Source organism: Streptomyces sp. TOM-9 (assembly GCF_056858595.1).
The window spans coordinates 8329156-8350037 of sequence record NZ_JBXEQB010000001.1; the positions used below are offsets into that span (position 1 = coordinate 8329156).

The 20882-nt window shown below is 73.9% G+C and carries 21 protein-coding genes; 6 read left to right on the plus strand and 15 right to left on the minus strand.

The genetic code is table 11. The annotated features are described in order from the left end of the window. The first annotated feature begins 8 nt into the window (after positions 1-8). A complete protein-coding gene (locus AC1VWI_RS38360; protein ID WP_179279708.1) occupies positions 9-167 on the plus strand; it encodes a hypothetical protein in 159 nt (52 codons plus the stop codon). A gap of 123 nt (positions 168-290) precedes the next feature. On the opposite strand, the gene AC1VWI_RS38365 is transcribed toward AC1VWI_RS38360, so the two are convergent. From AC1VWI_RS38365 to AC1VWI_RS38400, 8 genes are all read right to left on the minus strand, one after another. Next, positions 291-743, minus strand: coding sequence for a DUF5990 family protein (locus AC1VWI_RS38365; protein WP_499515640.1), 453 nt, complete (start codon positions 741-743; stop codon positions 291-293). Between the two features lie 2 nt (positions 744-745). Next, complete coding sequence (locus tag AC1VWI_RS38370) at positions 746-1117, minus strand: ASCH domain-containing protein (RefSeq protein ID WP_499515641.1); 372 nt, start codon at positions 1115-1117, stop codon at positions 746-748. Between the two features lie 75 nt (positions 1118-1192). Next, positions 1193-2140: a carbohydrate kinase family protein gene (locus AC1VWI_RS38375; protein WP_499515642.1), complete on the minus strand. Its 948-nt coding sequence runs from the start codon at positions 2138-2140 to the stop codon at positions 1193-1195. Beyond that, entirely contained in the window at positions 2137-3126 is a 990-nt protein-coding gene (locus AC1VWI_RS38380) for a zinc-dependent alcohol dehydrogenase family protein (RefSeq protein ID WP_499515643.1), read from the minus strand. Before AC1VWI_RS38380 ends, AC1VWI_RS38375 begins: the two co-directional genes overlap by 4 nt. Further along, on the minus strand, positions 3123-3974 hold the full coding sequence (locus AC1VWI_RS38385; protein WP_499515644.1) for a carbohydrate ABC transporter permease: 852 nt from the start codon (positions 3972-3974) through the stop codon (positions 3123-3125). The genes AC1VWI_RS38380 and AC1VWI_RS38385 overlap by 4 nt, the downstream gene beginning before the upstream one ends. Further along, positions 3971-4945 (minus strand): carbohydrate ABC transporter permease, encoded by a 975-nt coding sequence (locus AC1VWI_RS38390; RefSeq protein ID WP_499515645.1) that lies wholly within the window; start codon positions 4943-4945, stop codon positions 3971-3973. Before AC1VWI_RS38390 ends, AC1VWI_RS38385 begins: the two co-directional genes overlap by 4 nt. Before the next feature lie 7 nt (positions 4946-4952). Then, the gene (locus tag AC1VWI_RS38395) at positions 4953-6347 is read right to left on the minus strand and encodes an ABC transporter substrate-binding protein (protein WP_499515646.1); all 1395 of its coding nucleotides are present in this window, start codon (positions 6345-6347) and stop codon (positions 4953-4955) included. A 118-nt stretch (positions 6348-6465) separates the two neighbouring features. After that, the gene (locus AC1VWI_RS38400; protein WP_499515647.1) at positions 6466-7227 is read right to left on the minus strand and encodes a DeoR/GlpR family DNA-binding transcription regulator; all 762 of its coding nucleotides are present in this window, start codon (positions 7225-7227) and stop codon (positions 6466-6468) included. Between the two features lie 279 nt (positions 7228-7506). Here AC1VWI_RS38400 and AC1VWI_RS38405 point away from each other — a divergent pair, with 279 nt between their 5' ends. After that, positions 7507-8415 carry a squalene/phytoene synthase family protein gene (locus AC1VWI_RS38405; RefSeq protein ID WP_499515648.1) on the plus strand — a complete coding sequence of 303 codons (909 nt, stop codon included), beginning with the start codon at positions 7507-7509 and terminating at the stop codon, positions 8413-8415. Between the two features lie 24 nt (positions 8416-8439). On the opposite strand, the gene AC1VWI_RS38410 is transcribed toward AC1VWI_RS38405, so the two are convergent. Next, on the minus strand, positions 8440-8907 hold the full coding sequence (locus AC1VWI_RS38410) for a hypothetical protein (RefSeq protein ID WP_499515649.1): 468 nt from the start codon (positions 8905-8907) through the stop codon (positions 8440-8442). A gap of 423 nt (positions 8908-9330) precedes the next feature. Between AC1VWI_RS38410 and AC1VWI_RS38415 the strand changes: the two genes are divergently transcribed. Continuing rightward, a complete protein-coding gene (locus AC1VWI_RS38415) occupies positions 9331-10236 on the plus strand; it encodes an MHYT domain-containing protein (protein WP_499515650.1) in 906 nt (301 codons plus the stop codon). Positions 10237-10283: 47 nt separating this feature from the next. Here AC1VWI_RS38415 and AC1VWI_RS38420 read toward each other — a convergent pair whose 3' ends face one another. From AC1VWI_RS38420 to AC1VWI_RS38445, 6 genes are read right to left on the minus strand one after another with little or no spacing between them, the layout of a single operon-like run. After that, positions 10284-11594 carry a vWA domain-containing protein gene (locus AC1VWI_RS38420; protein WP_499515651.1) on the minus strand — a complete coding sequence of 437 codons (1311 nt, stop codon included), beginning with the start codon at positions 11592-11594 and terminating at the stop codon, positions 10284-10286. Beyond that, positions 11584-12486 carry an AAA family ATPase gene (locus AC1VWI_RS38425; RefSeq protein ID WP_499515652.1) on the minus strand — a complete coding sequence of 301 codons (903 nt, stop codon included), beginning with the start codon at positions 12484-12486 and terminating at the stop codon, positions 11584-11586. Before AC1VWI_RS38425 ends, AC1VWI_RS38420 begins: the two co-directional genes overlap by 11 nt. Continuing rightward, the gene (locus AC1VWI_RS38430; protein WP_499515653.1) at positions 12483-13433 is read right to left on the minus strand and encodes an XdhC family protein; all 951 of its coding nucleotides are present in this window, start codon (positions 13431-13433) and stop codon (positions 12483-12485) included. The genes AC1VWI_RS38425 and AC1VWI_RS38430 overlap by 4 nt, the downstream gene beginning before the upstream one ends. Next, the gene (locus AC1VWI_RS38435; protein ID WP_499515654.1) at positions 13430-15808 is read right to left on the minus strand and encodes an aerobic carbon-monoxide dehydrogenase large subunit; all 2379 of its coding nucleotides are present in this window, start codon (positions 15806-15808) and stop codon (positions 13430-13432) included. Before AC1VWI_RS38435 ends, AC1VWI_RS38430 begins: the two co-directional genes overlap by 4 nt. Next, complete coding sequence (locus tag AC1VWI_RS38440; RefSeq protein ID WP_499515655.1) at positions 15805-16305, minus strand: (2Fe-2S)-binding protein; 501 nt, start codon at positions 16303-16305, stop codon at positions 15805-15807. The genes AC1VWI_RS38435 and AC1VWI_RS38440 overlap by 4 nt, the downstream gene beginning before the upstream one ends. Beyond that, complete coding sequence (locus AC1VWI_RS38445) at positions 16302-17192, minus strand: FAD binding domain-containing protein (protein ID WP_499515656.1); 891 nt, start codon at positions 17190-17192, stop codon at positions 16302-16304. Before AC1VWI_RS38445 ends, AC1VWI_RS38440 begins: the two co-directional genes overlap by 4 nt. 159 nt (positions 17193-17351) lie before the next feature. On the opposite strand from AC1VWI_RS38445, the gene AC1VWI_RS38450 reads away from it, so the two are divergent. The 3 genes from AC1VWI_RS38450 to AC1VWI_RS38460 all read left to right on the plus strand — a co-directional run bounded on the left by AC1VWI_RS38450 (position 17352) and on the right by AC1VWI_RS38460 (position 20405). Then, positions 17352-18311 carry a LysR family transcriptional regulator gene (locus AC1VWI_RS38450; protein WP_499515657.1) on the plus strand — a complete coding sequence of 320 codons (960 nt, stop codon included), beginning with the start codon at positions 17352-17354 and terminating at the stop codon, positions 18309-18311. Positions 18312-18465: 154 nt separating this feature from the next. Continuing rightward, on the plus strand, positions 18466-19284 hold the full coding sequence (locus tag AC1VWI_RS38455) for an SRPBCC family protein (RefSeq protein WP_499515658.1): 819 nt from the start codon (positions 18466-18468) through the stop codon (positions 19282-19284). 8 nt (positions 19285-19292) lie between these two features. Next, positions 19293-20405, plus strand: a complete 1113-nt coding sequence (locus tag AC1VWI_RS38460; protein WP_499515659.1) for an XdhC family protein — start codon at positions 19293-19295, stop codon at positions 20403-20405. Positions 20406-20882: the final 477 nt, after the last annotated feature.

A 20882-nucleotide genomic window follows, 5' to 3' on the forward strand; every position in this document is an offset into this window, starting at 1 on the left:
GCCCAGCCGTGGACACACGCAACGGCCACCCGACCAGCACCCGCATCCCCCGCGACCAGCAGATACGCACCTGCCGGCCTGCTGTCGTGAAGGAAGGCCGGGGCAATCCGCCGCAGCGGGAGCCCGACAGCGGCAAGGAATGGAACATCGTCAGGGGCGAGGACTGAGGGACCCGCGCCCCCCTGTGACGGAACGGGACCACTGCCCGGCGCCGGTGGGAAGGCGGAAGCGGTCGTGCGGACCGTGGGCGCGCCCACCGGTGGGGTGGCGGTCCCGTTCGCGCGTCCTCGTCAGCCCCTGGCGTCAGGCGCCTGCGCCGACCACGAGATGAGCGGCGGCCGTACGGAGGCGCACAGCGGGCCGCCCCTGGCGTCGGTGAGGCCCAGCCGCCCGACGAGCATCCCGGAGCGTGCGGCCTCGCGGAGCGTCCCCGTCCCTACGCCGTCGAGCATGAGCTTGGCGCGGCGGAACATCGTGAAGCCGCCGTCACCGGCCAGCGTGCCCCAGGACAGGTAGACGAAGCGGGCGCCGGGGCCGCCCTGGACGTAGGGGCCCGTGACGTCGACGCCGTCAGGGGTCTCACGGACCCGGCAGTCGAGGTCCCACGTCGCCGCCGCGGCGTCCCCCGGCCGCGGGTCCAGGAGTTCCGAGGGACGGGCGCGGCGCTGCACGGCGACGTGGACGCCGGCGTGGTCGCCGAAGCCGCGGCCGGGCAGGTCGCGTGCCTCGATGCGGAGCCGCACGGTCAGCCCCCCGCCGTCACGAGCCGGAACGCCAGGCACACCACGGACGTCGCGTCCTCGACGGGGGTGCCCGCGCGTTCCCAGAAACGGCGGTGCCCGGCCCGCCAGTCGGTGAGGGAGGCGTCCCCCTCACCCTCGGCGGCGGCGTGCTCCCACGTCACGTCCGCGAAGGACGTCACCGCCACGCCCGTGATCTCGATGACGCCCACGCAGCGGCTCTCCCGGTCCAGCAGGGCCAGCCGCTCGCCGACGAACTCCAGCCCCTCGGACTCCTCGACGTACTCGGACAGCAGTCCGGTCGTCGTGGTCTTCCTGCCCGCCAGGACCAGGGAGTTCAGCTCGTCCCGCAGCGCGTCGGGCGTGCCGAGCTCCATGGAGCGCATTCCGTCGACCCGCGGCCACATCGGCGTACCGCCCCTCGGTGCGTGGGAGTGCCGTCCGCGGGATCATCACACGACGGGTGTCACCTCCGCCAGGAACGGAGGGTCCGCGCCCGCCCGCCCGCAGGTCAGAGCCGCGACCCGCGCGGCGAGTTCCAGGGCGTCGGCCACCGCGGGCGGCACGGGACCGCCGTCCGCGGCCGCGCGCAGCCGCCCGCGGGCCGCCGCCCCGCCGAGCAGCCCGGCGGTGAGGAGACCGGCGAGCAGACCCGCCATGAAGGCGTCACCGGCGCCGATCGTGTCGACGACCTCCACCCGGTGGGCGGGGACACGGTGCCGTCCCCCCGGTGCCCAGTGGGCCTCGGCACCTCCCGCGCCCCGGGTGAGGACGACCAGGCGGGGACCGCGGCGCGCCCAGTCGGCGGCGACCTCGCCCGGATCCCGTCCGGGGTGGAGCCACCCGAGGTCCTCCTCGCTGGCCTTCACCACGTCGGCGAGCGCCACCAGCCGTTCCACGCGCGGCCGTTCGGTCTCCGGCGGACCGAGCAGCGCGGGCCTGAGGTTCGGGTCGTACGAGACGGTGTGCCCACGCCGCCGGACCGCCGCGGCCAGGGCGAACAGCCGCCCCGCACCCGGCTCCAGCGCGGTGGCGATCGAACCGGTGTGGAGGTGCCCCGGCACGCCGAGCGGTCCGACCGGGGGGAGGTCCCAGGTGATGTCGAACCGGTACGCGGCGCTGCCGCTCCCGTCGAGCTCGGCCCTGGCCGTGGACGTCGGTGCGTCCACGACCGACCCCGGCAGCAGCGCGACGCTCCCCTCCACCAGCCGTTCGACCAGTGCGTCGCCGTGCGCGTCCCGGCCGATGCGCGTGGCCAGGGTGACCGGGTGCCCGAGCCGGGCCAGACCGAGCGCGGTGTTGGCCGGGCTGCCGCCCGGGTGGGCCTGCCGCGTCCCGTCGGGCCCGACGACCACGTCGGTCAGTGCCTCGCCGGCGACCAGCGTGGCGGGCGCGGTCACGGCCGCACCAGGATCTTGCGGCCGACCCCCGCCGCGAAGCGCTCGATGGCGTGGGGGTAGTCGGTGAGCGGGAAGCGGTCGCTGATGAACACCCCGGGATCCAGCACCCCGGCGGCGAAGAGCTCGGCGGCCCGCTCGTAGCTGTGCAGGACCGCCATGGAGCCCGTGATGGTGATCTCCTCGTTGTAGATCCGGTACGGCTCGATGACCGCGCGGGCGGCGTAGTCGGCGACCCCGAACTGCAGGAAGGTGCCACCCCTGCCGACCCGTTGCAGCCCGTCCTGGATCGCGGCGGCGTTGCCGGTGGCGTCCACGACGACCTCCCACCCGCGCGGGCGGGCGATCTCCTCCGCCGAGCCGGCCGTGTTGTCGCAGCCCAGCAGCCTTGCGGTGGCGAGCCGTTCGGGGTTGACGTCGACGACGTCCACGCTGGCCGCCCCCGTCCGCTTGGCGAGCTCCAGCATCATCAGGCCCATCGTTCCCGAGCCGTAGATCAGCACATGGGCGCCGAGCCGGCTGCGCAGCACGTCGTAGCCGCGCACGGCGCACGACAGCGGCTCGATCAGCGCGGCGTCCGCGGTGGCCACGTGGTCGGGCAGGACCACGCAGTTGGCGACCGGTGCGACGGCGAACTCGGCGGCGCCGCCCGGCTCGGTGACCCCGATCGCGGCCCACCGCTCGCACAGGTTGCCGCGGCCCAGGCGGCAGTAGTGGCACTCGCCGCAGTGCAGCGAGGGGTCGACGGCGACCCGGGCGCCGACCGCCACCTCCGTGACGGCCGAACCGACCGCGACCACCTCGCCGGCGAACTCGTGCCCCGGCACGATCGGCAGCGTCGGCGCGAACTCGCCCTGCAGGATGTGCAGATCCGTTCCGCACAGGCCGCAGGCCGCGACCGCGACCACCACGTCCCGAGGACCGGGGGCGGGGTCCTCGACGGTGGCGAGCTCGATCTTCCCGGGCTCGGCGATGACGACTGCCTTCACTTGACGGCTCCCAGTGACAGGCCCTGGACCAGTCGGTCCTGGGCGGCGAATCCGGCGACGAGGACGGGCAGGGACACCACGACGGCCGCGGCGCAGACCTTGGCGAGGAAGAGTCCCTGGCTGGTGACGAAGGAGGTGAGGAAGACCGGCGCGGTCACCGAACGGACACCGGTGAGCACCCGGGCGAAGAGCATCTCGTTCCAGCTGAAGATGAAGCAGATCAGCGAGGTGGCCGCGATGCCGGGGGCGGAGACGGGGATGACGATGCGGCGGAAGACGGCCGGCAGTCCTGCGCCGTCGATCGCGGCGGCCTCGATGATCGCCACCGGGATCTCGGCGAGGAAGGACCGCATCATCCAGACCGCGATCGGCAGGTTCATCGAGGTGTAGAGCAGGACCATCAGCCAGACGTTGTCCAGCAGTCCGAGGTTCTGCGCCACGAGGTAGATAGGCAGCAGCCCGGCCACCGCGGGCAGCATCTTCGTCGACAGGAAGAAGAACAGCACGTCGGACCACTTGCGGACGGGACGGATCGACAGCGCGTACGCGGCGGGTATCGCCAGTGCCAGCACCAGGAGGGTGGAGACCAGGCTCGCCGTCAGGGAGTTGACCAGGGCGGGCCACGGGCTGGCGCCGGTGGCGGCGCCGAAGAACTCCCGGTAGCCGTCGAGGGTGAGCCCGGCGCCGAGGGAGGGCGGGTTGGTGGCGGCGTCCGTCTCGCTGTGCAGCGAGGTCACCACCATCCATGCGATCGGTGCGACGAACAGCAGGGCGGCGGCCCAGGCGACCAGCCCCCACAGGGAGGCGGAACGACGCCTGCGCGCACCGGGCGCGGCCACGGCGCTCATGAGGACTCCTCCTTCAGCAGCGTCGACACCAGGCGCAGCGCGAGGGTGGCGACGACGATGGTCCCGGCGACCACGACCACGCCGGCCGCCGAGGCCCGGCCGTAGTCGTGCGCCTTGTAGAAGGACTCGTAGATCGTGTACGGCAGGTTGGCGGTGCCCAGGCCGCCCGAGGTGAGGGTGAAGACCGCGTCGAAGTTCTGCACGACGTAGACCGAGCCCAGCAGCGCGGCCAGTTCGAGGTAGCGCCGCAGGTGGGGCAGGGTCAGGAAGCGGAAGACCTGCCAGGCGTTCGCGCCGTCCACGCGGGCCGCCTCCACCGCCTCCGTGGAGCGGCTCTGCAGTCCGGCGAGCAGGATCAGCATCATGAACGGGGTCCACTGCCACACCAGCGAGGCCCCGATCGCCCCGAGCGGCATCGAGGTGATCCAGTCCGGCTGCGGCGGGCGTTCGCTGCCGAACAGCTGCCACAGCCAGGTCAGGGCGCCGTTGAACAGCCCGTACTCGGGGTTGTAGAGGGCGTGCTTCCACAGCAGCGCCGAGGCGACCGGAACCAGGAGGAACGGCGCGATCAGCAGGGTCCGCACCAGTCCGCGGCCGCGGAACCGCCGGTCCAGCAGCAGCGCCAGGCCCAGTCCCAGCACGAGGCTGACCAGGACGACGCCGGCCGTGAGCCAGACGGTGGTCAGCACGGACGCCCGCAGGTCGGCGTCGCCGAACACGTCGGCGTAGTTGGTCAGTCCGGTGAAGCCGCGCCGGTCGGGGTAGAGGGCGTTCCAGTCCATGAAGGAGATCACCAGCGTGGCCACGAAGGGCAGCTGGGTGACGACCACCATGAACACCAGCGCCGGCATCAGGGGCGCGCGCCGGGCCCACGCGGCGGCCCGGCCGGGGCCCGCGGTCCGGGCGGCCGCCGCCCGGACCGGTGCCCGGCCGCGCACCTCCTGCGTGACGGCGCTCGACGTACCGGTCATGGCCGAATCACCCGTTCCGGTACTGGGCGGCGACCTTCTCCGCGAGCTGCTGGGCCTTGTCCAGCGCCGCGTCCACCGAGGTGCGCCCGGCGATCGCGGAGGCGATCTCCTGCGAGACCTTGGTGCCGAGGTCCGGGAACTCGGGGATGTCGACGAACTGGATGCCGAGCGTCGGCCGCGGCTGGACGCCCGGGTCGCGCGGGTCGGCCCCGGCGATGGCCTCCTCGGTGGCCTTGGCGAAGGGGCCCGCCACCTTCAGGTAGTCCGCGTTCGCGTACGTGGAGGTGCGCTTGCCCGCCGGGACGCGGGCCCAGCCGAGCTTCTCGCCGACGAGTTCCTCGTACCCCTTGCCGGACGCCCAGGCCACGAACTTCGCCGCGTCGTCCTGGTGCTTGCCCGCCTTCTGGATGCCCCACGCCCAGGTGTACAGCCAGCCGGAGTTGTCGGTCTTCACCACGGGCGCCGGGGCATAGCCGACCTTGCCGGCGACGGGGGAGTCGGCACTGTCGAGGATCCCGGCCGCCGAGGTGGCGTCGTACCACATGGCGGTCTTGCCCTGCTGGAAGGCGCCCAGGCACTCCGCGAAGCCGGCCTGCGGCGCGCCCGCCTCGCCGTGCTCGCGGACCAGGTCGACGTAGAACTTCGTCGCCTCCTTGAAGGCGGGCGCGTTCACCTGGGCCTGCCAGTCCTTGCTGAACCAGGTGCCGCCGAAGGTGTTGACGACGGTGGTCAGCGGAGCCATCACCTCGCCCCAGCCGGGCAGCCCGCGCAGGCAGATGCCCTTCATGCCGGGCTCGGCGCCGTCGGCCTTCGCCGCGAGGCCGGCGACCTGCTGCCAGGTGGGGCGGTCGGGCATGGTGAGGCCCTTCGCCTCGAACACGTCCTTGCGGTACATCAGGAACGACGACTCGCCGTAGAACGGCTCCGCGTACAGCTTCCCGTCGGCGCCGGTCAGGCTCTCCCTCATCGACGGCAGGATGTCCGCCTGGTCGAAGTCCGGGTCCTTGGCGACGGTGTCGTCCAGCGGGGCCAGCCAGCCGTTCTTGCCGTAGATCGGCGCCTCGTAGTTGCTGATGGACGCGACGTCGTAGGTGCCGGCCTGGCTGGAGAACTCCTGGCTGATCTTGTCGCGGACGTCGTTCTCGGGCAGCACCGTGAAGTTGACCTTGATTCCGGTGCTCTTGGTGAAGTGCGACGCGGTCAGCTTCTGCAGGTCCAGCATCTGCGGGTTGTTGACCATGAGGACGTTCACGGAGGCGCCGTCGCCCTCGCCGTCCCCTCCGCCGCCACCCGCGCCGGCGCAGCCGGTGGCGAGCAGGGCCGTGCAGGCCCCGAGTGCGGTCAGCCGGACGGCGGCGCGGCGCCGTGGCGCCCTTGCGCGGTCGGTGTCGGTCCTGGACATGGGGAGGCCTTCCTGTGAGGGGGATCCCGGCGGCGGGCCCGCGGCCCGGGGCGCGTCGGGGTGTGCCGGGGCGACCTGCGGCGGCTCGCGCGCAGGGTGGAGGGGGAGGTGCGGTGGATCAGACGCGGATCACGTTGGGGCCGAGCAGCGAGTAGCGGTGGGCCTCGGGGGCCGGCAGGCCCGTGTCGGTGACGATCGTCTCGAAGTCGCCGATCTCCGCGAACCGGCAGAAGCTCGAGGCGCCGAACTTGGTGTGGATCCCGACCAGGACGCGGCGCCGCGCGGAGCGCACCGCCTGCGCCTTGACGTCCGCGACGACGGGATCGGGGGTGGTCAGGCCGAAGTCGCGGGATATGCCGTTGGCCCCCATGATCGCCAGGTCGATGACGAAGGAGGACAGCATCTGGGTGGCCCAGGAGCCGACGGTGGCCAGGGTGCGGCCCCGTACGCGGCCCCCGAGCAGCAGCACGGTGGTCTCGGGGGACTGGGCGACCGCCGCCGCGGTCGGCAGCGAGGCGGTCACCACGGTCAGCGGGCGGCCGGTGGGGAGCAGCGCCGCCAGCAACTGCTGGGTGTAGCCCTCGTCGATGAAGACGGTCTCCGCCTCGCCGAGCAGCTTCACCCCCGCCGCGGCGATCCGGCGCTTGCCCTCCACCTGGTGGGTCTCGCGGCGGGCCAGGTCCGTCTCGAAGCCGGCGCTCTCCACCGGGTACGCCCCGCCGTGGGTCCGGCGGACCAGTCCGCGCCGCTCCAGTTCGCTGAGGTCGCGGCGGATCGTCTCCGGTGCCACCTTGAAGTCCGCAGCCAGTGCGGTGACCTCCACCCGTCCGGCCTGCCGCACCAGGGCCAGGATCCTGTGCTGCCGTTCGTCGCCGCGCATGGCCGCACCTCCCTGGTCCCGGTTCCGTCATGGCCGTTCGGGCATCGGCCGCCCGTTTCCGCCCGTCCGAGATTTATACCGCCGGGGGGAGCGGTGCGGTCAGCCCGTACAAGGGCGGAGTGCGCCCGTTTCTGCCCGCTTCCGGAAGTGAGGTGACGCAGGTCGGCGATGGTTCGACCGGATCACGCCAGTGAGTTTGCGGGTTTTTCTGCGTTTGGGTGATCATCGGGTGACGTCAGGGGTGACGTCCGGCCGGCGGACGACGGGAGCGGCGCAGCGATGAGCAGGTGGCGGAAGACCCTCGACCGGGCCGGCATCACCGACCCCGCCCTGCGCGAGGCGTACACCGCCCAACGCCGCCTGGTGGCGCGCTTCGACCGGGCCTCGTACGCCGCCGTGCGGCTGCTGCTGCCGGCGCCGCTCGTCCCCGACGCCCTCGCGGCCACCGCCTTCATGCACCACAGCGACAACCTGCTGGACCGCGGTCCGGACGGCCGCGGTGCCTTCGCCGCGTGGGAGGCGCAGGTCCGCGCGGCCCTCGCGGGTGATCCGGGGGACCCGCTGACGCGTGCCCTCGCCCACCCCGTCACCCGGCGGCCGGCGCTCCGGGGCATCGTCGCGGACTACCTCGTCGCCGCCCCCGCCGACGCCGAGTGGCGCGGCCTCGCCACCGAGGCCGACTTCCAGGCCTACGTCGACGCGTACGCGCTGCCCGCCTTCCTCCTCGTCGCGGGACTGCTCGCGCCGCCCACCGGCTTCGACGCCTACCGTGCCGCCTGCCGCACCTTCATCGAGGCCGCCCAGCGCCTGGACTTCCTGGAGGACATGGCCGAGGACCTCGCGGACGGGCGGCTGGGCGTCCCCGAGGACGCCCTGGCCCGCCACGGCCTGAGCCGCGCGGCCCTGGCCCGGGACCCCGACCCGGCGTCGGTGGCCGCGCTCGTCCGCGACCAGGCAGGGCTGGTGCGGTCCGGCTTCGCCGGCGCGTGCGGGCTCGTGGACCTCGTCCCGGAGCCCAACCGCCCCATGGTCAGGGCCCTCATCGCGCTCCAGGGGCACCGGTTGCGCAGCGTGGAGCGCGCCGGCGCGACGCTCGCCCGGCGACCCGCCCCGCGTCCGCTGGGTCCCGCCCTGCTCACCCTCGCCCGCGCGTACGCGAGCACCTTCCGGCACCGCGCGCGGCGGTAGGCCGTGTCGTCCGGCAGCGCCGCGTCACGCCGTGGACGAACCGGGCGGGCGGTGCCGGCCCGCGGCGAGGACCTCGGAGAGGCTCACGGCGGGACAGCCGAGCATCCCCGTCAGCACGCGCCGCTGGCGCTCGGTCAGCGGGGCGACGAAGACCGCCGCGTCGGCATCGGCCCCTTCGCAGACCGCGGCTGCCTCGCGGACCTTCCCGTGGCTCAGCAGGGTCCGTGAGGAATAGGGCAGGGCCATCTTCGCGACCCCGCCGTCCGAGACACCGCGCCGCTGGACGATCCGCCCGACGACCCGGGCACCGCGCGCCGTCAGTTCCGCGGCCGCCGCATCCATGAGCGCGGCGAAGTCCTTCTCCTTCGCGGAGAAGAGGCCGACGACCACGACGCCGGCCCCCGCCACCTCCACGGGCGCGACCTGGCGTTCGCCGGACCCCGGCCTCGCAGGGCGAGCCGGGCGCCGGTCGCGCCGTCGGGGCTGGTGCATGACCCACAGGGTAGACGCCGACGCCCCGCCACCGGTGGCGATGCGCGTGGTGCCGCCGACCGGGACCGAAAGAACGGGCCGAGCGGTCCACCGCCCGGGAAAGCCCGCCCAATGCCTCCGTCCGGCCACCGGGTTGACGGGAATTCACGGTGGTGAGAATTATCCGGGCGGGAACTTACTGTTTCCGTTTCCGTCGGCATGCGGCGTCGCGGAGAAGTTAGTATAAGGTTCAAGAATCGGTCGTCCGGGTGGGGGCCGGCGGGCCGGTCCCGCCTGTCCGTGTCTCATGGAACGGCAATCGTTCGCTGCGGGATCGCCCGGTGCCGCATTGTCGACGGCGCGCCGGAGGGGACGGCAGGCAAAGATGCCGGCCCGGTCCGCAGCCGTAGTGCTCGCCGTCTGTGCCAGGTGGGGAGTTCATCAATGGGGCACCAGCAACATCTGTATTCGCACGCCTTCTATCCCGTGCTCGCCTACGTGATGGCGGCCTTGGGCTCGGGCCTCGGGCTCGCCTGTGCGGCCCGCTTCCACGCGCGGGGGCTCGCCAAGGGCTGGCCGTGGCTGGCCGCCGGGGCGCTGACCCTCGGGTCGGGCATCTGGGGCATGCACTTCATCGCCATGCTCGGCTTCTCCGTCGACGGCGTCGAACTCCGTTACGATGTGCCGCTGACCGCGCTCAGCCTGGTCGTCGCGATCGTGATCGTGGGTGTCGGCATGCTGGTCGCCGGCCTGAAGCGGTCCTGGGGCGGGCTGCTCGCCGGGGGAGTCGGCGCGGGGATCGGCGTCGCCGCGATGCACTACCTGGGCATGGCGGCCCTGCGCTTCCCCGGCACCTTCGACTACACGACCACGCTCGTGGTGCTCTCGGTGGTCATCGCGGTGGCGGCCGCCACCGTGGCGCTCTGGTTCACCCTGCGCGTGACAGGGGCCCGCGCGACGGTGGGAGCCTCGCTGGTGATGGCGATCGCCATCAGCGGCATGCACTACACGGCCATGACGGCCGTCACGGTACGGAGCGTGTCGGGGGTCGTGAGCGAGGACGGCGTCACCGGGATCACCCTCGTCGCCCCGCTCATCATCGGCCTGGGCATCGAGGTGCTGCTGGTCCTCTTCGCCGTCCTGGTGAATCCCGTCGAGGTCGTGGGGAACCCGGGGGCGGCGCCGCGGGAGGAATTCACCTCCCGACCGTACGAGAACCGCCCGGCTCCCGAGGCCGTGCAACACACGGCACCGGCGAGTTATCACGTCCCGGCTCCCGCCGCGCGCTTCGAGGCATTCGGTGGCGAGCAGGCGGATCCGTACCGCGATTCCCGCGAATACCGGAGCTGAAATCCGGGAATCGAAGGAGAGTACAGCGGGCCGGGCCGTCAGGGACGTCATTCCCGTCGGCCCGGCCCCCTTCCGTTTGTCTTTCCGCTTTCCCTTCCGGTTCCTTTTCCCCGCGCGCTTCCGCCGATCGCCTCGGCCACCTCGGCGAGCGCGGCGAAGGTGTGGCCGCTGACGAACTCGTCGCAGTGGGGGAGCGCCGCCGCCATGCCGCCCGCGAGGGGAAGGTAACCCGGCGCCGCCTTGCGGGGGTTGACCCATATGACGCGGTGCGCCAGCCGCCGCAGCCGGGCGGCCTCACGCCCCACCGCCCGCGGGTCCTCGCCCTCCCACCCGTCGGAGAAGATCACGACGATCGCGCCGCGTGCCATGCCGCGGCGGCCGAAGCGGTCGTTGAACTCCGCCAGCGCGTGCCCGATCCGGGTGCCGCCCGACCAGTCCGACGCGACGGCCCCCGCCCGGCGCAGCGCCGCGTCCACCCCGCTCCGCCCCGAGTGGCGCAGCACCGGGGTGAGGCGGGTCAGGCGTGTGGCGAAGACGAAGACCTCGGCGGCCACACCGACCGCCGCCGCGCGGGGGAAGAGCCTGAGGTAGGCACGGGCGTACGGCTCCATCGAGCCCGAGACGTCGCAGAGCAGCACCAGCGGGCGGCGCCGCAGCCGGGGGCGCGACCGGGCCAGGCGCACGGGCTCCAGCCCCGTCGTGCGGATCGCGCGCAGCGTGCGGCGCGGGTCCACCCGGGGGCCGTGCGGATCGGTGTCGCGGCGCCGGGTCCTGCGCAGCGGGGTGCGCAGCAGAATCAGCTCCATCAGCCGGTCCAGGGCGGCCAGTTCCGCCGCGTCCAGGGCGGCGAAGTCCTTGTGGGCGACGACCTCCGCGGTGCTGCCCAGCGTCGGCACCGTCCCCGCGGGGCCGGCCGCCTCCTCCCCGGTGCGGGGCCCGGCCACCGTGCGTGCCGGCCCCGTCCCGGCGGGTGCCGGACCTGGTGCCGTGCGGGCGCCGGGGGACGGGGCCAGCCGCGCGGCGTCCTCGGCGGCGTCCGGGGGAGCGGCGGTACGGTCGCCGCGTTCCGCGGGAACGCCCCCGAGCCCGCCGAACACATCCTCGAAGACCCGCTCGAAGGGCGCGACGAGTTCCCGGTCGGTCACGAAGGCCAGCCGCGCCGTCCAGTACAGGGCCTCCCGGTCCACCGGCGGCACCAGTCGCAACGACCGCAGGAAGCACACCGTCCGCTCGGGGGTGACCGGCAGGCCCGCGCGGCGCAGCGCCTCGCCGAGCCGGCCGCCGAACTCCGCCGTGTCGAACAGCGCCATCGGCAACGGCAGCGGCCGCGCCGGCCCGGACGCCGGCTCAGGCGTCACGGCCGCTGCCCACGAGCCACTCCAGGCCCCGGTCCCGCACCAGTTCCTGGTCCTCCCGGTACTTCAGCAGCGTGCCCAGGGTCGCCCCCGCGGCCTCGGCGTCCAGGCGCCGTACGCCGAGCAGGGCGAGCGCCGCGAGCCAGTCGATGCTCTCGGCGATGCCCGGGGCCTTCTGGATCTCCAGGCCGCGCAGCCGCCGCACCGCCGCGGAGATCGCCTCCGCGAGTTCCGCCGAGGTCCCGGGCACCCGGCGGCGGACGATCCGCACCAGGCGCTCGGGGTCGGGGTAGTCGATCCAGTGGTAGAGGCAGCGCCGTTTGAGGGCGTCGTGCAGATCACGGGTGCGGTTCGAGGTGAGCACCACGACGGGCGGCACCACGGCACGGATGGTGCCGAACTCCGGGATCGTCACGGCCGACTCGGCCAGCACCTCCAGCAGGAAGGCCTCGAAGTCGTCGTCCGCCCGGTCGATCTCGTCGATCAGCAGCACCGCGGGCTCCGGGCCGGGATGGGTGAGCGCGGTCAGCACCGGGCGCCGCAGCAGGTACTCCTGCGTGAACAGGTCGGCCTCGGCGAGCCGTTCGCCGCGCGACTCGGCGAGCCGGATGCCCAGCAGCTGGCGCGCGTGGTTCCACTCGTACAGGGCCTCCGCCGCGTCGAGGCCGTCGTAGCACTGCAGCCGCACCAGCGGGCCGCCCAGCACACCGGCCAGCGCCTTCGCCGCCTCCGTCTTGCCGACCCCGGCCTCGCCCTCCAGCAGCAGCGGCTGCGGCAGCCGCAGCGCCAGGAACAGCGCGGTGACCAGTCCGGGGTCCGCGAGGTAGCCGTGCTCGTCGAGCGCCCGGCGCAGACCCGCGGCGTCCGGGACGCGCTCCTGCGCGAACGTGCTCACCGGGCCTCCGCGTAGCGGGCGGGGTCGGCCTCGAACGCCGTGCGGCAGCCCGCGCAGCAGAACCAGCGGCGCTCGCCCCCGGCGTCGGAGTGCGGGGTGTCCGGTACGGCGGCCACCGTCATCCCGCAGACCGGGTCCAGCGCGGTGGCCGGTGCGGGCTCTCCCGCGGCGGACGGCCCGCCCACCGGGGGCGCGCCGTGCGCCTCGTCCCCGCCCCGTACCGAGGCGACCACCTCGGCGAGGATGGACAGCGCGATCTCGCCCGGGGTACGGGCGCCGATCCACAGGCCCGCGGGCGTACGGACCGCGTCCCGCTGCTCCCGCGTCAGGTCCAGCCCGGCGACCACCGCCGCCCCGCGCCGGGGACTGGCCACCAGCCCGACGTACGGCACGCCCGCGCGCACCGCCGCCGTCAGCGCGGCCTCCTCGTCACGCCCGTGCGAGGCCACCACGACCGCGCGGACCCCGGCCAGCGCGGTGAACCCGCCGGCGGGCGGCCCCGCGACCTCGTAGCCGAGGGCGGGGCCGAAGCCGGTCAGGGCCCGGGCGATGGGCGTGTCGCCCAGCACCAGGACGCGCGGGACGGGACGCCGGGGTTCGAGGAAGATCTCCAGCTCCCCGCCCGACAGGCACGGGTTGCGCAGGCTCAGTGCCCCGTCCTCCGCCTCGGGCTCCACGCCGGCGCCCTCGTCCGCCGCCTGCGGGGAGATCCGCAGCAGCAGCGCCTCGCCGCTGGCCAGCGTCCGCAGCGCCTGCGCGCGGACCGTGGCCTCCGCGCAGACGCCGCCGACGAACCCCTCGATCCGGCCGTCCTCCAGCACCACGGCGGTGTCGCCGGGGCGCGCGCTCGCCGGGCGGCGGGCGCGCACCACGGTCGCCCTCACGAACGGGACGTGGCGCGCGGTGAGTTCGGCGATCCGCGCGTCCAGCACCGGGGCCTGGCTCATTGCGGCGCCTCGACCTGGCCGTGCCGCATGGCCTGCCACACCCGGCCGGGCGTGAGCGGCATGTCGGCGTGACGCACGCCGATCGCGTCGAGCACCGCGTTGACCACCGCGGGGGGCGAGCCGACGGTCGCGGACTCGCCGATGCCCTTGGCGCCGATCGGGTGGTGCGGGGACGGTGTGACGGTGTGCCCCAGCTCCCAGGCCGGCACCTCGAGCGCGGTCGGCAGCAGGTAGTCCATGAAGGAGCCGGACAGGCAGTTGCCGTCCTCGTCGAAGCCGATGAACTCCATCAGCGCCATGCCGACCCCGTCCGCGAGGCCGCCGTGCACCTGCCCCTCGATGATCATGGGGTTGATGCGCGTCCCGCAGTCGTCCACCGCGATGAAGCGCCGCACCTTCACCGCGCCCGTGCCCGGGTCGACGTCGACCACGCAGATGTACGCCCCGAACGGGTAGGTCAGGTTGGGCGGGTTGTAGACCGTGGTGGCCTCCAGATGGCCCTCGACGCCCTCCGGCAGCTCCAGTGCGCCGTGCGCGGCCAGCGCGATCTCCTGGATCGTCCGGGTCATCGCCGGGTCGCCCTTGACCGACCAGCGGCCCTTGGTCCACTCCAGGTCGTCGGGCGACACCTCCAGCATCGCCCCCGCGATGATTCGTGCCTTGTCCCGCACCTTGCGAGCGACCAGCGCGGCGGCCGCGCCGGACACGGGGGTGGAGCGGGAGCCGTAGGTGCCGAGCCCGAAGGGCGTCTGGTCGGTGTCGCCGTGCACCACGTCGATGTCCTCGGGCGGGATGCCCAGTTCCTCGGCGACGATCTGCGCGAACGTCGTCTCGTGGCCCTGCCCCTGCGTCTGCACGCTCAGCCGCACCACGGCCTTGCCCGTGGGGTGGACGCGCAGCTCGCAGCCGTCGGCCATGCCCAGACCCAGGATGTCCATGTGCTTGCGCGGGCCCGCGCCCACCGTCTCGGTGAAGAACGACAGCCCGATGCCCATGAGTTCACCGCGTCCGCGCTTGTCCGCTTGCTCGCGGCGCAGTTCCTCGTAGCCGGCGAGGTCCATGGCCTTGCGCAGGCAGGCCGGGTAGTCGCCCGAGTCGTACTCCCAGCCGGTCTTGTTCTGGTACGGGAACTGCTCGGGCCGCAGCAGGTTGCGCATCCGCAGTTCGGCGGGGTCGGCGCCGAGTTCGGCCGCGAGGCAGTCCACCATACGCTCGATCAGGTACACCGCCTCGGTGACGCGGAAGGAGCAGGCGTAGGCGACGCCGCCCGGCGCCTTGTTGGTGTAGACGCCGGTGACCTCGCAGTGCGCCGCCTCGATGTCGTACGAGCCGGTGAAGATGTGGAAGAAGCCCGCCGGGTACTTCGTCGGCTGCGCCGTGGAGTTGAAGGCGCCGTGGTCGGCGAGGACCTTGACGCGCACACCGAGGATGCGGCCCTCGCGGGTCGCCGCGATCTGACCCGTCATGTGGTAGTCGCGGGCGAAGGAGGTGCTCATCAGGTTCTCCGAGCGGTCCTCCACCCACTTGACCGGCTTGCCCGTGACGATCGAGCCGACGACCGCGCACACGTACCCGGGGTAGATGCCGACCTTGTTGCCGAAGCCGCCGCCGATGTCCGGGGAGATGACCCGGATCTTGTGCTCGGGCAGCCCCGCGACCATCGCGTACAGCGTGCGGTGCGCGTGCGGCGCCTGGGTGGTCGTCCAGAGCGTCAGCTTGCCGTCGACCGGGTCCATGGAGGCCACCGCGCCGCAGGTCTCCAGCGGCGCGGGGTGCACGCGCGGGTAGAGCATCGTCTGCTCGACCACGACGTCGGCGCCGGCGAACACCTCGTCGGTGGCGGCCCGGTCGCCGGCCTCCCAGTCGAAGATGTGGTTGTCCGTACGGCCCTCCAGGTCGTCCCGGATGACCGGAGCGGCCGGGTCGAGGGCGCGGCGCGCGTCGATGACGGGGTCGAGCGGCTCGTAGTCCACGTCGATCAGCTCGATCGCGTCGCGGGCCGCGTAGTGGTCCTCGGCCACGACGAAGGCGACCTCCTGGCCCTGGAAGCGCACCTTGTCGGTGGCGAGCACCGCCTGGGTGTCCATCGACAGCGTCGGCATCCACGCCAGCCCGAGCCCGGCCAGCGTCTCCCCGGTGATCACGGCCTTGACCTTGGGGTGCGCCTCGGCGGCGGAGGTGTCGATGGACACGATCCGGGCGTGCGCGAACGGGCTGCGCAGCACCGCGCCGTGCAGCATGCCCGGCAGCTTCACGTCGTCCACGTAACGGCCTTTGCCGCGGACGAAGCGCGGGTCCTCCTTGCGCTTCATCCGGCCGAAGCCGATCGGCCGCTCCTCGGCGGCGGGCGCGGCGGGTTCCTCGACGGTGGTCATGCCTGGCTCCCCGCTTCCGCACGGCTGCCGGCCTCGTGGGCGGCGGCCCACCGGATGGCCTTGACGATGTTGAGGTAGCCCGTGCACCGGCACAGCTGCCCCGAGATGGCCTCGCGGACCTCGTCCTCGGACGGGTCGGGGTTGCGGTCCAGCAGGGCCCGGCCGCTGAGCATCATCCCCGGGGTGCAGAAGCCGCACTGCAGCCCGTGCTCCTCGATGAAGCCCTGCTGCACCGGGTCGAGGCGGTCGCCGTCCGCCAGCCCCTCGACGGTGCGGATCTCATGGCCCTCGGCCATGGCGGCCAGGACCGTGCAGCTCTTGACCGGCTCGCCGTCCATCAGCACCACGCAGGTGCCGCAGTTGCTGGTGTCGCAGCCCCAGTGCGTCCCGGTCAGCTCCAGGTCGTCGCGGAGGAACCGGACGAGCAGATGGCGGGCCTCCACCTCACGGGTGTGGTCCTCACCGTTGACGTTCACCGTGATCCGCACGTCCGTCATCCCTCCTTCGCGGCCGCGGCCGGGGCGGTGGCCCGGGCGACGGCGCGCCGCAGGGCCCTCTTGGTCAGTTCTCCGGCCAGATGCCGCTTGTACTCGGCCGGTCCGCGGCTGTCGGTGACGGGCGAGCAGCTCGCCGACGCCACGCGCCCGGCCTCCTCGACGAGCTCCGGCGACGGCTCACGGCCCTCCAGCAGCTCCTGCACCGCCTCCGCGTGCAGCCCGTCGGCGCCGACCGCCGCCAGACCCACCCCGACGTGCGTCATGCGACCGTCGTCGAGGGAGAGCGCCACCCCGGCCGCCGCCACCGCCCAGTCACCGGCCTTGCGCTCCAGCTTCTCGTAGGCGCTGCCGGAGTGGGCCAGGACCGGGAAGCGCACCTCGGTGAGCATCTCCCCGGCGCCGACCGCCGTCTCGTACGGTCCGCGGTGGAAGTCGGCCATGGCGACGGTGCGCTCGCCGTCCGCGCCGCGGATCACGGCCACCGCGCGCAGCGCCGCGCACACCGCCGACAGGTCCTCGGACGGGTCGGCCTGGCACAGCGAGCCGCCGATGGTGCCGCGGTTGCGGACCGGCGGGTCGGCGATCACCCGCTCGGCGTCGTGGATGATCGGGAAGTGCCGGCCGACCAGCGGCGACTCCAGCAGGGTGCGGTGCCGGGTGAGGGCGCCGACCCGCAGCTCGCCGCCGGTCTCGTCGATGTGGTCGAGTTCGGTGAGGTCGTTGATGTCGACGAGCACCTCCGGCCCGGCCAGACGCAGCTTCATCATGGGGAGCAGGCTGTGCCCTCCCGCGAGGACCCTGGCCTCCTCGCCGAAGCGCCCCAGCAGTTCCAGGGCCTCCTCCACGCTCTGCGCCCGTTGGTACTCGAACGAAGCGGGTACCTGCACGGCACCCTCCTTCCCTGCCCGGACGGTCGACGGTGTGGGTCGATGCGGGGTGCATGTGGGGGGAACACTCGCGCCGCGGGCGGGGTCGGTCAACGGCAACTGAAGGGAATGGTTAATCCGGACTGAGACAGTTGACGCTCGAACAGATGTAATGTCCCCATGACGCTCACGCAGTTGAGGGCCTTCGTCGCCGTGGCCCGACTGGGATCGGTCAAGGCTGCCGCCGAGTCGCTGGGCGTCACCGAGCCCGCGGTGTCCGGGGCCGTCGCGGCGCTCCGCCGCGAACTGGGCGACGTCCTCTTCATCCGCGCGGGCGGCGGCATCAGCCTCACCCCGGGCGGACAGCGCCTGGCCGCGGGAGCCGCCGAGATCGTCGGCCTGGCGGAGGAGACCCGCCACCGCGTACGGCAGGCCAGCGCCGGCACCGTCCAACTGCGGGTGGCGTCCACCGAGACCGGTGCCGAGCAGGTGCTGCCCGCCCTTCTCGCGTCCTTCGGACGGCGCCAGCCCGACCTGGACGCCGACACGCTGGCGGTGCCCGTCGGGGTCTTCGGCGAACTGCTCAGGGACCGCAGGGCCGACGTCACGATCGGGCCCGCGCCGGCCCCGCACCCGGCGATCGAGTCCGTGCCCTTCCTCCGCTTCCAGCTGGTCGTCGTCGCGGCACCCGGTCACCCGTTGCGGCAGCACTCCCGTATCGCCCCCGGGCGGCTCGGTCGCGAGCCCTGGCTCTTCGGCCCCGCCGGCATGGACCCCGACACCCTCGCCGGTGCCTTCCTCGCCCGCATCGGCGTCGACCCCGCCAAGGCCACCGCCTTCCCCAGCGTGACCGCCTCGCTCAACGCCGTCGCCGCGGGCGACGGGGTGACGCTGGCCCTGCTGCACGTCGTGCGCGAGGAGTTGCGGCGCTCGCACCTCGTCGTCCTCGACGTCCTCGGCATGCCGATCAACGGGATGCTGTACGCGAGCACCCTCGCCTCGGACCGGCGCTCCGCGGTCGCCGCCGCCCTGTGCCGGTTCGTCACCACCCCCGCCGCCACGCAGGCCCTGCTCGCCCGCTCCAACGGCGTGCCGCTCACGGAGTTCCGGCCGCCGGTCCACGTCACGCTCTGGAGCTGACGACCCGGGCGTGCGGGCTCCCCGGGCGGCCCCGCGACCGGCGTCTTAAGCGAACGCTGAACTGCGCGTTGACGGCCTGCGACGGCGGGCCCAAGGTGTGGGCACCGTCCGGGACCGCCGATGACGCCACGACCGGAAGAGAGGTCTGCCCTCGATGGACTTCACCAACGAGTTCCGAGTGAGCCTGCCGCCGGACCAGGCCTGGGCCCTGCTCACCGACGTCGAGCGGATCGCGCCGTGCATGCCGGGCGCCCAGCTCACCGGGCGGGACGGCGACACGTACAACGGCCTCGTGAAGGTGAAGGTCGGCCCGGTGACCGTCCAGTACAAGGGCACCGCCGCCTTCGAGGAGCAGGACGCCGCGAGCCGGACCGCGGTGCTGCGGGCGCGCGGTCGTGACGCCCGGGGCCAGGGCAACGCCGACGCGCGCATCACCGCGCGGCTGGTTCCCGAGGGTGAGGCGACGATGGTGACGGTGGAGACCCGGCTGACGGTCACCGGGAAGATCGCGCAGTTCGGCAAGGGCATGATCGAAGAGGTCAGCAGGAAGCTGCTGGGCCAGTTCGTGGAGGCCCTGGAGCGGCAACTGGCCGAGGAGCGTGCTCCCGAGCCCGCCGCGGTCGGCGGGGGTGGCGGGGGTGGCGGGGTCGGCGGGGTCGGCGGGAGCGGCGGGGACGGCGGGGACGGCACCGAGCCGTCGGCCGCGGCAGCGGCGCCCTCGACGCCTCCGGCGGCGGAGAGCACCGAGGCGGAACGGGAAGGGGGAGGGGAAGGGGCCGCGGAAGGGGGCTCGCAAGGCGACGCCGAAAGCCCGGCACCCGCGCCCGGGACGGCACCCGGCCCGGTGCGGCCCACGGCGGAACCCGAGCCGATCGACCTCATGGGCGTCGCCAAGGGCGCCGTGCTCAAGCGGGCGATCCCGGCCGCCGTCGCGGTCGTCGTGCTCGTCCTGCTCATCGTCTGGCTCGTCTGAGGCCCGCGGTGCGAGAGCTCGCGGGCCCGCTCCGGGCCTGGTACGCGGCGGGACGCACGATCGGACTCGCCACCGTCGTCGGCGCCTACCGCAGCGCGCCCCGTCCCCCGGGCGCGGCGATGGCCGTGTCCGCCGAGGGCGACGTCGCCGGGAGCGTGTCCGGCGGATGCGTCGAGGCCGCCGTGTACGAGGTGGCGCGGGAGGTCGTCCGTACGATGACGCCGCAGCTGCACCAGTATGGGATCAGCGACGACGACGCCTTCGCGGTCGGCCTCACCTGCGGCGGCACCATCGACGTCTTCGTCGAGCCGGTCTCCCCGGCCACCTTCCCCGAACTGCCCGCCGTCCTCGACGACATGGCGGCGGGCCGGGCGGTCGCGGTGGCCACGGTGGTCGCCGGTCCGGGTGCCGGGACCCGCATGGTGGTGCGCACCGGGGCACGCTCGGGCGGCCTCGGCTCCGCCGTCCTCGACGAGGCTGTGGCCGGGGACGCCCGCGCCATGCTGGCCCGCGGCACGAGCGCGCAGCGCCGCTACGGCGAACGGCGGGTCTTCGTCCGCTCCTACGCGCCACCGCCGCGCCTGCTGGTCTTCGGCGCCACCGACTTCGCCGCCGCCCTCGCCCGCCAGGGCGCGCTCCTCGGCCACCGCGTCACGGTCTGCGACGCGCGCCCCGTGTTCACCACCGCGGCCCGCTTCCCCGACGCCCACGAGGTCGTCGTCGAATGGCCGCACCGCTACCTCGCCGCCGAGTCCGCCGGGGGCCGCGTCGACGCCCGGACGATGGTGGCCGTCCTCACCCACGACCCGAAGTTCGACGTGCCGCTGCTGGAGGTGGCCCTGCGCCTCCCGTTCCTGGGTTTCGTCGGGGCGATGGGTTCCCGGCGCACCCACGAGGACCGCCTCGAGCGCCTCCGGCACGCGGGCCTGACCGACGCCGAACTCGCCCGCCTCAGCTCGCCGATCGGCCTCGACATCGGCGCCCTCACACCTCAGGAGACGGCGGTCTCCATCGCCGCCGAGATCATCGCCGGGAGGCGCGGCGGCTCCGGGTCCCCGCTCAGCGGCACGACGGGACCGATCCACGCCGCGGCGGTCCACGCGGGACACGGCGCCCGCTGACGGGCCATGACCTGCGGGGACCGAGCCCCGTGGATCGGGAGGGTGAGCGTGCCGGCTTCGTCGCCGTCCACCGTGGGCGGTCCGGACACCCTGCGCGCTCTGCAGGAGCGGGCGGCCCGCGCGCTTCCGGCCGCGTACGTCGAGGTCACCGAGGGGTGGTGGCTGCGGCAAGCCCCAGGCTGCTCCTGGTGGGTGGGCACGGTCCTGCCCCACTGGGCCGACGTGACCGGCCGGTTGGCCCACCGGGTCGCCACGGTCGCGGAGTTCTACGCCGCCCGCGATGCCACCGCCCGGTTCCGGATCAGCCCGGGGGCCTGCCCGCCCGGACTCGACGCCTTCCCGGCAGGGCGCGGCTACCGCCCCGGGAGCCCGATGTCCTTGTGCACGGAGCGGACCGCCCAGGTGCGCGAGCAGGCCGCGGCGGGCGCCGCCCCGCCGGTCCGGCTGGAGGACCGCCCCACGGACGGCTGGTTCGGC